At 43.3% G+C, this 15,036-nt stretch carries 16 protein-coding genes and 1 pseudogene; 1 reads left to right on the top strand and 16 read right to left on the bottom strand.

From position 1 onward, the window contains the following. Nucleotides 1-153: 153 nt before the first annotated feature. From HMY34_RS01425 to HMY34_RS01350, 16 genes and pseudogenes are all read right to left on the bottom strand, one after another. Nucleotides 154-1,373, bottom strand: a pseudogene (locus tag HMY34_RS01425) (TRCF domain-containing protein); the annotation flags it as partial. Further along, on the bottom strand, nucleotides 1,357-1,980 hold the full coding sequence (locus HMY34_RS01420) for a C39 family peptidase (protein ID WP_228287950.1): 624 nt from the start codon (nucleotides 1,978-1,980) through the stop codon (nucleotides 1,357-1,359). The gene HMY34_RS01420 and the pseudogene HMY34_RS01425, both read right to left, overlap by 17 nt. Before the next feature lie 29 nt (nucleotides 1,981-2,009). Continuing rightward, entirely contained in the window at nucleotides 2,010-2,249 is a 240-nt protein-coding gene (locus tag HMY34_RS01415) for a hypothetical protein (RefSeq protein ID WP_202717391.1), read from the bottom strand. A 14-nt stretch (nucleotides 2,250-2,263) separates the two neighbouring features. Then, a complete protein-coding gene (locus HMY34_RS01410; protein ID WP_202717390.1) occupies nucleotides 2,264-3,172 on the bottom strand; it encodes a CPBP family intramembrane glutamic endopeptidase in 909 nt (302 codons plus the stop codon). Between the two features lie 111 nt (nucleotides 3,173-3,283). Further along, a complete protein-coding gene (locus HMY34_RS01405) occupies nucleotides 3,284-3,550 on the bottom strand; it encodes a hypothetical protein (RefSeq protein WP_202717389.1) in 267 nt (88 codons plus the stop codon). A gap of 39 nt (nucleotides 3,551-3,589) precedes the next feature. Next, nucleotides 3,590-4,459, bottom strand: coding sequence for a transporter (locus tag HMY34_RS01400; RefSeq protein ID WP_202717388.1), 870 nt, complete (start codon nucleotides 4,457-4,459; stop codon nucleotides 3,590-3,592). Between the two features lie 187 nt (nucleotides 4,460-4,646). Beyond that, the gene (locus HMY34_RS01395) at nucleotides 4,647-6,062 is read right to left on the bottom strand and encodes a TRCF domain-containing protein (RefSeq protein WP_202717387.1); all 1,416 of its coding nucleotides are present in this window, start codon (nucleotides 6,060-6,062) and stop codon (nucleotides 4,647-4,649) included. Continuing rightward, complete coding sequence (locus HMY34_RS01390) at nucleotides 6,059-7,231, bottom strand: acetylornithine transaminase (RefSeq protein WP_202717386.1); 1,173 nt, start codon at nucleotides 7,229-7,231, stop codon at nucleotides 6,059-6,061. The genes HMY34_RS01395 and HMY34_RS01390 overlap by 4 nt, the downstream gene beginning before the upstream one ends. Nucleotide 7,232: 1 nt before the next feature. Then, nucleotides 7,233-8,465: an APC family permease gene (locus HMY34_RS01385; RefSeq protein ID WP_202717385.1), complete on the bottom strand. Its 1,233-nt coding sequence runs from the start codon at nucleotides 8,463-8,465 to the stop codon at nucleotides 7,233-7,235. A gap of 13 nt (nucleotides 8,466-8,478) precedes the next feature. Further along, a complete protein-coding gene (locus HMY34_RS01380) occupies nucleotides 8,479-9,246 on the bottom strand; it encodes a YqcI/YcgG family protein (protein ID WP_202717384.1) in 768 nt (255 codons plus the stop codon). Further along, complete coding sequence (locus HMY34_RS01375; RefSeq protein ID WP_202717383.1) at nucleotides 9,240-10,607, bottom strand: FAD-dependent oxidoreductase; 1,368 nt, start codon at nucleotides 10,605-10,607, stop codon at nucleotides 9,240-9,242. The genes HMY34_RS01380 and HMY34_RS01375 overlap by 7 nt, the downstream gene beginning before the upstream one ends. 276 nt (nucleotides 10,608-10,883) lie before the next feature. Beyond that, on the bottom strand, nucleotides 10,884-11,453 hold the full coding sequence (locus HMY34_RS20450; protein ID WP_202717382.1) for a diiron oxygenase: 570 nt from the start codon (nucleotides 11,451-11,453) through the stop codon (nucleotides 10,884-10,886). A 102-nt stretch (nucleotides 11,454-11,555) separates the two neighbouring features. Beyond that, nucleotides 11,556-11,969 carry a diiron oxygenase gene (locus tag HMY34_RS20445; protein WP_202717381.1) on the bottom strand — a complete coding sequence of 138 codons (414 nt, stop codon included), beginning with the start codon at nucleotides 11,967-11,969 and terminating at the stop codon, nucleotides 11,556-11,558. Between the two features lie 97 nt (nucleotides 11,970-12,066). Further along, complete coding sequence (locus tag HMY34_RS01360) at nucleotides 12,067-12,291, bottom strand: hypothetical protein (RefSeq protein WP_202717380.1); 225 nt, start codon at nucleotides 12,289-12,291, stop codon at nucleotides 12,067-12,069. Between the two features lie 17 nt (nucleotides 12,292-12,308). Further along, the gene (locus tag HMY34_RS01355) at nucleotides 12,309-13,007 is read right to left on the bottom strand and encodes an MOSC domain-containing protein (protein WP_202717379.1); all 699 of its coding nucleotides are present in this window, start codon (nucleotides 13,005-13,007) and stop codon (nucleotides 12,309-12,311) included. Continuing rightward, nucleotides 13,004-13,708 carry a glutamine amidotransferase gene (locus tag HMY34_RS01350; RefSeq protein WP_202717378.1) on the bottom strand — a complete coding sequence of 235 codons (705 nt, stop codon included), beginning with the start codon at nucleotides 13,706-13,708 and terminating at the stop codon, nucleotides 13,004-13,006. The genes HMY34_RS01355 and HMY34_RS01350 overlap by 4 nt, the downstream gene beginning before the upstream one ends. Nucleotides 13,709-13,736: 28 nt before the next feature. Here HMY34_RS01350 and HMY34_RS01345 point away from each other — a divergent pair, with 28 nt between their 5' ends. Further along, nucleotides 13,737-15,035 carry an aminotransferase class I/II-fold pyridoxal phosphate-dependent enzyme gene (locus HMY34_RS01345; RefSeq protein WP_202717377.1) on the top strand — a complete coding sequence of 433 codons (1,299 nt, stop codon included), beginning with the start codon at nucleotides 13,737-13,739 and terminating at the stop codon, nucleotides 15,033-15,035. Nucleotide 15,036: the final 1 nt, after the last annotated feature.

Here is a 15,036-nt window from a genome sequence, read left to right as displayed (position 1 = left end):
CTGCTTGCTTGCTTGCTTGCTTGCTTGCTTGCTTGCTTGCTTGCTTAGGTCAATTATCACTTCAAATTCCTGTCTGTAAATTTCACGAAATGATTTATATAATCTGACCAATTATTTGTCAATGTATTTTTTGTGATCAATGAATGTCATTATTTAATGATGAATAATCTCTCCCATCAGCTTTACAACCCACGCCTCCCGCTCCTCCACCGTCGGCAATTCCACCTCAAACCGCAACTTATCCTGCCCATCCAGCTTAAACACCCATGGGCGTTTCTGGATCAGGGTAATCACCTTCATCGGGTCAATATTCGGCTTGTCGTCAAAGATAATCCGCCCGCCCTTGACGTGCATATCCAGCTTGCGGATGCCCAGTTCCTGCGCCAGCAGCTTGACCCGCGTGACGCTGAACAGCGTCTTGGTCGGTTCTGGCAGCAGCCCGAAGCGGTCGATCATTTCCACCCGCAATTCGTCCAGTGCTGCCTGCGATTCCGCGCTGGCAATGCGTTTGTAGAGGATCAGCCGCGCATGGACATCCGGCAAATAATCGTCCGGGATCAGTGCAGGCGCACCCAATTCCACCGTGGTGCGGCGGCTGGTGGCGCTCAATTCCGGCACTTTGCCCGATTTCAACGCCTTCACCGCGCGTTCCAGCAAGTCGTTGTAGAGGTTGAAACCGATTTCCTGAATCTGCCCGCTTTGCCCTTCGCCGAGCAATTCGCCCGCGCCGCGAATCTCCAGATCGTGCGTCGCCAGCGTGAAGCCGACCCCCAGTTCTTCCAGCGATTCAATCGCTTCCAGCCGTTTGACCGCATCCGGCGTGAGCGCGGATTTCGGCGGCGCAATCAAATAGGCGTAAGCGCGGTGGTGCGAACGCCCGACCCGCCCGCGCAACTGGTGCAACTGCGCCAGCCCCAGCTTGTCGGCACGGTTGATCAAAATCGTGTTGGCGGTCGGCACGTCAATGCCACTTTCAATGATGGTGGTGGCAATCAGAATCTGGAAACGCTGGTGGTAAAAATCGCTCATGATGCTTTCCAGATCATGCGCCCGCATCTGCCCGTGGGCATGGCGCACCGTCACACCGGGCAACATCGCGCTGAGTTCCTGCTCCACCTTGTCGATGGTTTTGACCTCATTGTGCAGCACGTACACCTGCCCGCCGCGTGACAATTCCCGCGCACCAAATCGCGCAAGCCCGACAGCGACATATTCAGCGTGCGCGGAATCGGCGTGGCGGTCATGGTCAATCTATCGACATTGGCACGCAGCTTTTTCATCTGCTCCTTGTCGCGCACCCCGAAGCGGTGTTCCTCGTCGATGATCACCAGCCCCAGTTGCTTGAAATGTAGGTCACTAATGATGATGGCGTAACATCAGTACTTCTGTCGGTACGCGGGAAAAGGTGGGTTTAACAAAAAATCTGCTGTCGGGTTGTTGTGCCAAGGATTTATCCAGCGGTAGCACTGCCAACATTTTGCCTTCTAGCCCTTGTTCCTCGCGGGTTTGCCAGATTTCTTTGAACTGCCCACGGGTCAAAACGCGGTTGCCCAAAGACGGATCGGAGAGCTTTACCTTGTCATCGCTGATGCCGCTGAGGACGCTGAAATGGTCTTCCTTGCGCTGGCGGACGTAGATGATCACGGGAATCTTGAGGGCAAGGAGTTGTTCCCATGACGTTGCCAGCCCTATGCCTTTGAAGCCGAGCTTGGGCAGAATCGCTTCCATGTCGGCGAAAGAGGCAGCATCATCATTGCCTGTCACATCAATGAATAACTTCAGCACCTCTTGCTCAGAGGTAGGACGTTGATAATACTCCGTCAATAAGGTTGCAATAGATGCTGCACCGCAGGAATAATCCTTATCCTGTTTTACTACCCGTGCATCACGCAAAGCTTTCCAGCTTTGCACGGGAATATTGCCCATTAGGGTTTGAGTATGCAATGAAGCAGAATCAGCTTGTAACAGCGGACTTGTCAATAATAAGCCAAGTACGAAAATGATTTGCCTCACCATAAACCCTTATTATCGACCCAGCGAACAGTGATTGCATACATATATGCTGCACCAAGCATTATCGTGCCAAAAATGAAATCATGAAATACAAAGCTGGCAATAAAAGATGCCACGCCTACGATAGCCGAACCTTTCTCATAAAGTAAAGCTGCGTTTCTTGTTGGCACTGCCCATAAACCAACTTTCACCCAAAGGGGTGCATTTGACCATTCAGAACGTTCTTTGATCAACACTACACATCTCCTGTTTATACATTAGAAATTTCCTGACGACGAGGAAACCATTTAAATACAATCAGCCAAAACAATACCAATGCGAGAATAACCATTAAAATCGGCTTCCAGCCAAACATATCAACAGTGCTAGAAAACACTGCCGGAACAGGTATTCCCGCGAACGTATCAGATGGAGCAATTAGCAAGAATGATGCTATATTGTTGGCAACATGCACACCAATTGCCAACTCCAGCGTACCCTCTCGTACAGTAATCAGAGCAAGGAACAGCCCCATAATAAATAATGCAGATAGTGCCATGAAGGGGGATGCTTGCGTTTCAGGGTTAAACAAATGAGGCAGTGCAAATAGCAAGGAAGATAGCATTACTGCCAACCATTTATTCATCACAAGCCCTAGTCCTTGCATGATATACCCTCGAAACAATAACTCCTCTGCTGCTGCTTGTATTGGAATTAACAGCAAAACCAACGGCAGAAAAAGCAAGAATCGTTCCATTTGAAATGTGAATTTATAATTATTGGGAAATAACACTATGTCCACGAGGTTGATAGCAAGAAAAATTGCCAAATATATCCCCATGCTTTGGAGTATTCTTTTCCAATCAATCTGTAATGCACCTGTAATCAAACTACGAAACAATCTCTTATGAAAAAACTTAATAACAAGGGATAATCCTAGTAACATGGGCAAAAACGCAAAAATGAAGACAACAAAAGCAATGGCAGGATTTACACCCTCAAGCTCCAATGTTTCAGCATTAAAAAAAGTAGCTTCGTTTCCATCACTTTCAATCATTTGTAGCAATGCAACAAGTGGGATTGCACCAATACCTTGCCACATAATAAGAATGGTTATAATACCCAGCAGATAACGCCACCAAGTATTTTCTCCTTGCTTTGCCAAGTTAAGATAAAGCATTCAATTGTACCTATACCCTTTGGATTTTCTCTATGAGTCATGGTGTATCATGGCATTAGTTCTGCCATGATACACTCTTCTAAATAAGCTAATTGTAGTTAACTTGCCTAATTAGCAGCGACGACCTCCGCAACCTCTTGTAGATCCTTTAACCCCAAGAGCAACTGCTGCAAGAGCCCAAAAAACAGGCCAGAATTCACCTTCAGTCGCTTGCATTTCTTTATCTGATAATGCTGTTGCCTGTACGGATTCAATAGCAGTTTGACCATTAAAAACCTGATTAAGGTCATTATTCTGCACCGCAGGGTTAGCAATAGCAACACCGGCGAGACTAACAGTTAGCACGGAAGCGATCAATACTTGTTTCAATTGGTTCATGGATTTTCTCCTTAGTTAATAAAGTTTTGCGAGATTTCGCTATTTTTCCAGACGATGAAGCCAAGCCACTCCGACTTGAACATCACCATCACCGGAAACTTGTGGGCGGACACTGACATCAAGCGTGTCGTGTTTGCTAAAGGCATAACCCAAACCGAGGTCAAGGCTGGTACTGGTACGGCGGATACCTTGAGTTTCTCCATCACGGGTATCTGCTTGCTGCATTCTCCAGTTCAAACCAGAGGAAAGAGTCACCTTATCGTTGACTGCAAACCCTACGGTCGGGGAAATGCTTAAGCTGTTACCGGGGCGGTAATCGGTATCGCCATCTTTGCGGTTGGTATTGAGTTGGACAGCCCCCGTGAGGGCAAGCACTACAGGGTCATAGGTTTGATAGGTGGTCATGCCAACCAGCAGGGACTTGCCGTAGGCAGTGTTACCGCCCGTTTGACGTTCTGCCACTTGCAATTCTGTGAATCCAAAAATGGCAGGTTTATCAGTATCATCGCGGATACGGTGGTTTACTCCCACCCATGCATCAGAGAAATGGCTATCGTTGCGCTTAGAGACAACACCCTCCCCACTTTCTGAACGACTATCCACTCCAAAGGCGGTAGCAGAAGTGTAAATTTCGGTATTTTTGCTCAGACCATAGCGAATGCCCGCCGTTGTCACTAACGCATCGGTATTGCTCAGACGTTCCCCGATTTGGGAGGGTACATTAACAAAACTGGCTGTACCTGTTTGGACAGCAATCGTGTCAGAAACATCGACACCACGCCGCTCAGAATTGGCATAATTGGCAGAAAATTCAAAGCGAGCTTTGCCCTTGTCACTGAGCAGGTTTTCAACGGTTAGCGGAAGGTCGGCGTAGGTGGGGAAGGATAAAAACAGGAAAATGGCTGGCAACAGCAGCCATGAGGCTAGAGAATTAGCTGCTTGCTTGCTTGCTTGCTTGCTTGCTTGCTTGCTTGCTTGCTTGCTTGCTTAGGTCAATTATCACTTCAAATTCCTGTCTGTAAATTTCACGAAATGATTTATATAATCTGACCAATTGTTTGTCAATGTATTTTTTGTGATCAATGAATGTCATTATTTAATGGTGAATAATCTCTCCCATCAGCTTTACAACCCACTCCTCCCGCTCCTCCACCGTCGGGAGTTCCACCTCAAACCGCAACTTATCCTGCCCATCCAGCTTAAACACCCACGGGCGTTTCTGGATCAGCGTAATCACCTTCATCGGGTCAATATTCGGCTTGTCGTCAAAGATAATCCGCCCGCCTTTGACGTGCATATCCAGCTTGCGGATGCCCATTTCTTGCGCCAGCAGCTTGACCCGCGTGACGCTGAACAGGGTCTTGGTCGGCTCTGGCAGCAGCCCGAAGCGGTCGATCATTTCCACCCGCAATTCGTCCAGTGCCGCCTGCGATTCCGCGCTGGCAATGCGTTTGTAGAGGATCAGCCGCGCATGGACATCCGGCAAATAATCGTCCGGGATCAGCGCAGGCGCACCCAATTCCACCGTGGTGCGGTTGTTGTACCACCGTAGGGGCGATTCATGAATCGCCCCTACATCACCCGATTTCAACGCCTTCACCGCCCGTTCCAGCAAGTCGTTGTAAAGGTTGAAACCGATTTCCTGAATCTGTCCGCTTTGCCCTTCGCCGAGCAATTCGCCCGCGCCGCGAATCTCCAGATCGTGCGTCGCCAGCGTGAAGCCAACCCCCAGTTCTTCCAGCGATTCAATCGCTTCCAGCCGTTTGACCGCATCCGGCGTGAGCGCGGATTTCGGCGGCGCAATCAAATAGGCATAAGCGCGGTGGTGCGAACGCCCGACCCGCCCGCGCAACTGGTGCAACTGCGCCAGCCCCAGCTTGTCGGCACGGTTGATCAAAATCGTGTTGGCGGTCGGCACGTCGATGCCGCTTTCAATGATGGTGGTCGCAATCAGAATCTGGAAACGCTGGTGGTAAAAATCGCTCATGATGCTTTCCAGATCGTGCGCCCGCATCTGCCCGTGGGCATGGCGCACCGTTACACCGGGCAACATCGCGCTGAGTTCCTGCTCCACCTTGTCGATGGTTTTGACCTCATTGTGCAGCACGTACACCTGCCCGCCGCGTGACAATTCCCGCGCACACGCCTCTTGAATGATGGTCTTGTTCCACTCGCACACGAAGGTTTTGATCGCGTGGCGTTGCGTCGGCGGGGTGGCAATGATCGACAAATCGCGCAAGCCTGACAGCGACATGTTCAGCGTGCGCGGAATCGGCGTGGCGGTCATGGTCAACATATCGACATTGGCACGCAGCTTTTTCATCTGCTCCTTGTCGCGCACCCCGAAGCGGTGTTCCTCGTCGATAATCACCAGCCCCAGTTGCTTGAAATGCACATCGTCCTGCAACAGTTTGTGCGTACCGATCACAATGTCGATCTTGCCGGAGGCGAGTGCCTCCAGTGCCTTGCTGGTTTCCTTGCCAGTCTTGAAGCGTGACAGCGATTTAATCACAAACAGTTAGTTGACAAAACTGCGCTTAAAATGGTCGTCATTTGCTTGATTTCTGTCTCTGTCACATTCAATGCAGGCATAAAGCGCAAAGTATGTGGCTGTGGTGTGTTGATCAATAAGCCTTGTTCAAAACAGGCTTGCACAATGGCAACAGCATCTAATGTTCCTGTATCCAATGCTAACAACAAACCTCTGCCCCGTATTTTGCCTAAGCCAAATTGGAGGGAAAGCGAGGAGAGAGCATCGCGCAATAGCTGGCTACGTTCGCGGACTGTTGATAAAAAATCAGGTTGGGTGATGGCTTGAATAATACTATAAGCAACGGCTGTCATGAGCGGATTACCGTTGTATGTGCCGCCTTGTTCGCCTGCTGTGAATACACAGGCGTGGTGTTTTGCCAGTAACGCGGAAATCGGTACACCACCGCCCAACCCTTTGCCCAGTGTCATGATGTCAGGTTCAATGCCGTAGCCTTGGTAGGCAAACAAATCGCCTGTCCTGCCCATGCCTGTTTGGACTTCATCGCAAATCAGCAGCAGGTTATGTTCATCTGCAAGCTGACGTAAGGTGTGCAGGAATTCGGGTGTAGCGGGGATAACACCTGCTTCACCTTGAATCGGTTCAATCATGATGGCGACGGTTTCGGTATCAATGGCTTGCCGTACTGCTTCGGCTTCATTAAACGAGACTTTGGTAAACCCCGGCGTTTTGGGTTCAAACATCGGTGCGAATGCTGGTTTGCCGCTGGCTGCCATTGTGGTTAATGTTCTGCCGTGAAAACTGTTATCGAAAGTTATTATTTTCCATGCTCCATTTTTATGTACCTTTCCCCATTTACGCGCCAGTTTGATTGCACCTTCGTTGGCTTCTGCACCACTATTAGCAAAAAATACCTGATCGAAAACAGAGTGGTGTGTCAACGCTTCAGCACATTCTAGCATTGGGCGATTATAAAATGCGGGGCTGGCATTAATTAGACGGCTGCTTTGTTGGTTAAGTGTATTAGTAATTACAGCGGGGCAGTGCCCTAGTGTGTTCACAGCCCAACCCTGAACAAAATCAAGGTATTTTTTGCCATTATGATCGGTCAGCCAACTGCCACTACCTTGTTCAAAAATAAGCTCAGGTCGTGAAGCGGTTTGCATAATATTGCGAAAAATAGTTTGCATATTAATTCTTGTTTCCCGTAAAATTTATTGCATATGAAATGATTAGTATTGCTAGGGGATATAGCAGAAAAACACCTCCAAAAATAATGATTATTGATATGATTAAGACAACGGTGATTGATATTATTTTAAATAATAGTTTTTTGGATAAGAAAAAAAGAGCACAACTTGCTACTCCATATAAAATAAGAAAGTTTTGTCCTGCTATGGATAGCATACTTTCAATGCTAAGGAGATTATAATAGTCTAATGCCAAAACAAATAATAATGCTGTGTTCGTGAGAATAATGGCATAAATAGGTGTGCCTTGTTTATTCGTAAGACTAAAATACTTTGGTATAATCTTGTCCCGACTGAGAGAGTATACTAATCTTGAAACTCCCCATATAGCACCAAATAAATTGGCAAACACAATAAGTGTTGCCAACAGTGATACAAGCAATACAGCCTTATCACCCAGTGCCTTCTTCAATATTCCAATGAATGGAGTAAGAGGATCTGTTATGTTTTCTTCTTGTTGAACAAGAAAAGCTACAGTAAGATAAAGTATAGTTGTAATCAAAAAAGAAAATAACATAGCTATTGGAAAATCACGTTTTGGGTTTTTGAACTCTTCAGCAGAATGAGCACCAATTTCCCATCCGGTGAATGCAAAAAATATAATCATAAAAGGAGAGAATAAATCAAATATATTATTATTGATATGTGGTAGCTTTATGGTTTCTATTCCTTGAGTATCTCTTATTGCAAAAAAAAGTAGAATTATAATAAAAACTATAACCGTAGAGCCAATAGTCGTGGTGATGGTGGAAATATGCTTTCCAGAAAACAGATGTAATAGCGTTGGTAACAATATTAATAGTGCAGCGTAAAAATGATATTGAAAAGGGAGTATTGCTGACAAGTAATAAGCACCTGTTAGTGCAATTGACGGTAAACCGAATGCCACAGCTCCTAGAAGTAACAATGTTGCAAAGTTTCTCCCGATATTTCCAAATGCCTTTTCTGCATAATAAGCAACTCCCCCAGAATTGGGAAAGTATACTCCTAGGATGGTAAAAATAATTAGAATTGGAACTGATATGAGTGAAACCAATGCCCATGAAATAATCGCATTTTGACCAACTTGCTGATAAACAATTCCTGGTAATATCAATAATCCAGCGCCGATTACAATGTTGAGAAATAAAGCAGTTCCACTAAAAAAACCTAATGTCTTTTTCAGTTCATACATAATAATATCCTTGTTATTGATGTTTTACTAAATTAAAGTTTAGTGGACACTTGGTGGATGGAGAGTCATTATCATCTGGTATCATATACTGAGGCCATTCAAGATCGCCATCTTGATAATGTCCCAGATAAGGACTCCGAGAAATCAGATCATATTTGTCAATATTATTTCTAATTCTTTCCCTTATTTTATGGCCTTTTTTATTATTTCCCGCAAACTTATCAAATCGTTCTCGTGGGTTAATTACAAATACTAGTGTGTCGCATAAGTTCCTACTATTTCTATTTTTATGATTTGGGTGACTTACATTGATGAATATTTGAACTCCTGAAAAGCACATCGTCCAGAATTCTTGATTTGGATTTTTAGGTAAACAACCATTCCATGCTATTTTGTCATGGTCTATAAGATATTGAAGCGAATCAAAAAATATTTTTTCGTAATGATGTGTGCTAAATATAAACTTAACAGGCTCAAATAAGACAATTAATGGTTCGATATTATTTATATTTTCATCTGATTGTTGAGTCTCTTCCAGAAAGGAAGATAGCTCATTTGCAAAACTTTTGAAGTCATAAGTGTGCTGATCTTTACACCAATTTACAGTGAGAAATCTAAAGTTTAGTAGGGAAAATACTCTTCTTGCGAAAATGCAAGGGAAATTATTTTCATGATTTAATGACGGATTAAATTTTTTTGATATTTGATCAATTAATGGATATGTCCATTGAAGAGTTTTAGGTAACTTTATACTTGGGAAATCTTGCTGACTAATTAACATTGGAAATCCTCTTGGTGAATATTTGAACTTTGAGCATTAGGTGTTATTGTTTTTGCGGTACACTTGTAAAAGCCAATTGGTTTGTTTTTGATGAAATAGTTTATGTGATAATAATCATTGTTATGAGATAGAATCTCTTTCTTATAATCATGGTTGTTTATTCCTTTTGTTTTCATTTCTAAGGAACATGTTTTAGCTTTCATTGTTATCACGGAGTCTGGGTTTTTGTATTTTTTATCAAATCTTCCACAAATTGTATTAGCTGCAATCTCTACTTGATGCATAATATTATCAATAAAGAAGGCTGTTTCTCCAGAATGTTCAATGCAATCGCCAATCGCCCATATGTTTGGGTCAGATGTCATCATGTAGTCATCTACTTTTATACCAGAACCAGTAGCAATTTCGGTGTTAAGAGCTAAATGTATGTTAGGTTTTAAACCTACGACAGAAATTATTATGTCGTAGGTTATTTTCTTTCCTGAACTAAAGTTAACAAGAAAATTATTTTTATTTTTTTCTATAGATAAAATGCTGCAATTAAGAATAAACTTAACTCCAGCTTTACTAAACTTATTTTGAATGAAACTGGATACTTCTTCTGAAGCAATTTTAGATAAGATTCTAGGTGATATATCATGCAGCCATATTTTATGTCCAGCACGTGATAAATCATCTGATATTTCACAGCCGACTAATCCTGCGCCTACCACCAAGATACTTTTGTAGTTATTTAATAAATTACTAGCAAGTGCTTCATATTGATCAAGATTATTCAAAAAGAAAATATATGGCTGAATATTTTTTGGAAATATTTTGATAGGGGATGCTCCTACAGAAAGAACAAGTTTTTCATAACTGTATTTTCCTGATGATGTTATTAGTTGTTTTGAAGTTCTATTTATCCCTAAAACTTCTGTTTTTGAGTATAAGTTAACATTAAGAAGACTAGCTCTATCATGTCCATGAGCGAGAACTAAATCGGTTTTAGTTTTTCTTTGGGATATGGACTCAGATATAGATGGCTTGTAATAATAATCACCATCATCTAACGTTATAATAGTGATTGTCATATTTAGATCATGAGACCTTAATCTTTCTGCAAGAGACCAGCCTGCTATACCTGCCCCGACAATAACAGTATGCGTTGTACTGTGATGTATTGAATCGTCTACTATATCTTCAACTTGGCTGCATTCGTATTCATCAAATAAGTCACGAGAATCACCACATGTTGAACAAAACCAATTATTGGGTAAATCAGAAAATTTTGTTCTTGGAGGAATATTAAATATAGGGTCACCAATGAACTCATTATAAATGTGACCGCATGTTTTGCACTTGTAACATTTGTATTCCATAAAATATACTCCTTAGATTACTTTAATGAGGCAGCTATAGTTAATAGCATACAGCAACTTTGGATCAGTTGTTTGCTTGAGGGTCATGCCTGATTAAAAATTAAAGATCTTGCAGATCTTTAGAGATGCCCGTGGTAGAGTATCAAAGCATATGGTTTATAAAATAATAGAAAGAATTTTAAGCTATTGATGGTTTAACTGTTATCAATAGCATTTTTTAAATGCATTGCTACCACGAATATCTCAAAGAACCACTTTATGTACTAGCATGAAAATTTAAGATAATAACCCTTGGCGCTCAAAAGACTCTTTACCTTCTATCATGTCAAATACTCCTACTTCTGATGCGAGTTGGATTAATTCGGAATAGTCGATTCTATTTAAGTTTATTTCTGACTCTGCACGGCAATCACCAATCACTTCATTCGTATATTTAAAGTTTAATTGGTTAAGTATTGTCTCCCATACAATAAATTCTTGACTTGCAAACCAATGAACAGGCAATGGTAATACTTGGCAAAAGAAAGTTTTTTCTTTGTAACTTAGGTGATGAAATATTTCTTTTGTGAGATTGCGAAAAATACTGCTATGAGCCAACTCATCTTTTCGATGATAATCTGTTGTAATTCTATTAACTGGTTGAACTTCATCAGCATTTGCTAATAAACTTAAGTAGTCACTAATGAAAACTTCTGACACAACACAGGCTGCTAGTCTCACTAGTTTTTTCTGCCAATCATGAGAGTATCTGCTAACTTCTTTCTCAATATTATTTACCAAGTCAAAACTTGGAAGTTTTAATTCAAGAAGTCCTCTCTGTTTTCTGCAAGTATAACAAGTATTCAATATAGTCTCCTGGTGAATGATAGCTACAATCGAGAGCCACATTATTTCTTTAATATCAATGTATTGTAAAATACAAGATTGTAGCCATCACTCCAAAAAAGACTATACCATCAATATATGATATGCTTCATCAACTAATGTTTCTGCTGCTAACCATCTTATTATATGGTTACTTGTTCCGGGTAATTCAGAATAGATGAGTTGATTGCAAACGGGAGATATTATTTTTGCTTCTATATCAATGGTTTTTTCATTATATGCAATCCACCCAGATGAGAGAATAAGCGTTCTTGTCTCGTCATCAATTTCTAGGTAACGTGGGTGTTCGTGAAAGGGTAAAAGTGAATCAATAAAGTCATCGTGATCAGGATTGTAAATTAAATCAACTTCAATTTCATCATTCTTGACTTGGGCGCGACTTGACCATGATTTCCCCAGTTTGTCAAGAATTAAGATGCAATTATTATCCGATTGTTCAGTGTGGTTTTCTGGCAATTCCATGCTTTGACTAATCATTTAATTAACTCCATATCATGTTTTAGAAAATCATTTCTGCTCTATCAAATATTAGGTTCTCTTAAAAAATAAATTTAAATTTATCTGAAATGGGTTTTTAACAAAAAATAGGCTCGCTCATCAATAAACGCGAACCTTGAGAAGTATACTCAACAATACGGTGTTCATCAGTTGCGACTAGAACCTCAATATGATAACCAGCATCAGAGGGGAAACGATTTTGTATATCCTCTAATGCCTCATCTGTCCACGGCACATTAATATCAATATGACACCATGCCCGTGCGTTATACGAAACTATCAGTCGATAGTGTTTTACCATTGTTTAGCTTTCCTACCTTATTGTTTTGGGCCATCTATACGGGAGTCCCAATTTTCAATTTCACCACATTGCAAACGGTTTTCTATTGTCCGCTTCCAAGACTTTACTAATGGCAAATGTAGCATTTGTTCAAGAGAGGGGTAATGCAACGGATTCTTGTAGAAAAACTCCATCAAACGGGCTAATGTCCACTCTGGATAGGGACGATTTACCAGATCAATAGTATCACTTGCTTTGAGTATCCCTGCCTGTAACACGCGGCAATACCAACCCGTGCGTAAACTCGACTGTAGTCGTCGTGCCATATCAGGTACGCCGAATCTGTCATTGAGCTTCCAGCAAGGTTGGCGTGCTTGCGAAACTTCCATTAATACACTGCCTACACAAAGCTGATCACCTAAACAAATAGTGGATTCAGTTATGCCCTTTGTCCTAATGTTTTCACCGAAAGCACCCGCCTTAATGAGTGCAGGAAGCATACCTAATTCTTCAATCCACTTAGGGTAATGTTCAAGTGCGTAAAAGTGTACGGCCTTATCTGCACCTCCATGTACTCGCAAGTCACCTTGTTCATCACCTTCAAGTCCATTAGCATTTACTGAAACGGTTGAATAAACAGCTTGCTTATCAATCGCACTGTAAGTACCCGGTCGTGTGTAAGGTTTTGCTTTTCCCGTTAGCACTGACTCAACAATACCCAATGAGTTTTGTTTCACAACAACTCCAATCTATCCAGCCAACGCCCAAACACAGTTTCAGCGGCGTGTTGTAATGTGACTTTAAACTGATTGGATTGTGTACGGATAGTGTTGGGATCAATACCAGCAAGGCTTAATTCAAGTGCATGGCCTATCAGCCATTGTTCGAGGCGTTTGGTATCAACCTCAAGGTGGAATTGTAAGCCAAGTGCATAATCGCCCAAAGCAAATGCTTGATGGGGACAAAGGTTAGTTGTTGCCAAACTTTCAGTACCTGCTGGCATATCAAATTGATCACCATGCCAATGCAAAACGTGTACATCGGGTGTGAGTTCAGCAAGGACTGACGCTTTGCCCGCTTCGGTTAGTTGCAAAGGAGCAAAGCCGATTTCTTTGTGACCCATACTAGCCACTGTAGCTCCTAATGCCCGTGCCATCAGTTGCGCCCCTAGACAAATACCGAGTATCGGTTTCTGTGCAGCTAGACGGTGCTGGATGAGTTCCAGCTCCTGCTGCAAAAAGGGGTATGCCTTTTCATCATAAGCACCAATGGGCGCACCCAGCACCACCAGCAAATCAATGTTATCGGGATCAAGTGTCCATAATTCATGCACACCCATGTCGTAGTAGTAGATTTTGTAACCTTTACGAATCAATAGAGGCTCAAGTACACCCAAATCTTCAAAAGGTACGTGACGTAATGCAATAAGGGTTTTCATTTTTGTACCAATACAATATAATTAATGAATGAATACATATTACATCAAGGCATCCAACGCTGTCGAGATTATTGTCAGTTTGGAAGAACAAATTCGTTTAGGGGTGCTAAAGCCCGGTGAATCGCTGCCTGCCATCCGTGAGCTTGCGCAGCAGATTGGTGTTAGCCCGAATACAGTCGCTACAGCGTATGCCAAGTTACGGGATGCAGGTTTGGTTGTTTCTGACGGGCGACGGGGTACGACGGTAGCTTTACCACCGAGCCACGGCGATATGCTGACGGAACTACCCGCAGGGTTGATTGATTTAGCCAGTGGTAATGTCGATGGTAATCTTCTGCCGCCACTCAATGCAGCGTGGTTGGCAAGGCAAGGGTCACTGACAGGTTATGATGCCAGCGGTGATGCTTCCTGTTTGCTGGATGTTGCTCGTCATTGGTTGACAAAAGAACATCTTCCCTCTGCGGAGATGGGGGTATTTTCTGGAACATTGGAAGCTATTGCCATTGCACTACGATTGCGCGTAACACCAGGGGCGCGTGTATGGGTGGAAGACCCATGCTGGCCACCATTGTTAGCATTATTGGCAAGTTTGCGTATCAAGCCTGTACCGTTACCAATGGATGCACACGGCTGTCTTGTACCTAAACCTGACAAGCAGGTGATGGCAATGATTTTGACGCTTCGCGCCCATAATCCGACAGGGGCAACCTTGAGCGAGGAACGGTTGAATGCAATGGCAGCTCTGATGCAACAACAACCTCATACTTTATTTATTTTGGATGGCTATTGGGGACCGATTGCAGATCAGTCTTTACCAAAGCTGAATTTGCCAGCCAACTGGCTTTATATTCTTTCCGTGAGCAAATTTTTAGGGCCTGATTTGCGGGTTGCTGTCGTGAGTGGTTCGGCGGCTATTGTAGCGGATATGAGGCGGCAACAATCGTTGGGGCCACGGTGGGTTAGCCTGCTGTTACAAAAGTTGGCGGCTCATTTATGGTTGGAAAGCGAGCAAAATAAAGTCCTAAGTTATGCCCAACAAAGCTATGCTGCGCGTCGGGCGGCACTGGTTCATGGCTTGGCTGATTTGGGGTTAGATATTCCCATTACAGGGGAAGGATTGCATGTCTGGCTACCTGTAGTCGATGAAGCATCGACGTTGCAGGCATTAGCAGCGAAGGGCTGGGGAGTGCAGGCCGGTCATCCATTTCGGCTTCAATCGCCGCCTGCTATCCGTATTAGCCTTGGTAATTTGACGGTGGAAGAGGCTAGTGTGTTAGCTAGGGATATTGTCTCCAGTTTGCATCGCCCCAAACGTTCATGGATATAAA

It is taken from the genome of Thiothrix subterranea, from assembly GCF_016772315.1.
GTDB classification, from domain to species: domain Bacteria; phylum Pseudomonadota; class Gammaproteobacteria; order Thiotrichales; family Thiotrichaceae; genus Thiothrix; species Thiothrix subterranea.
The sequence above is the reverse complement of the archived record's forward strand: the minus strand, read 5'-3'. Positions and strand labels throughout refer to the sequence as shown.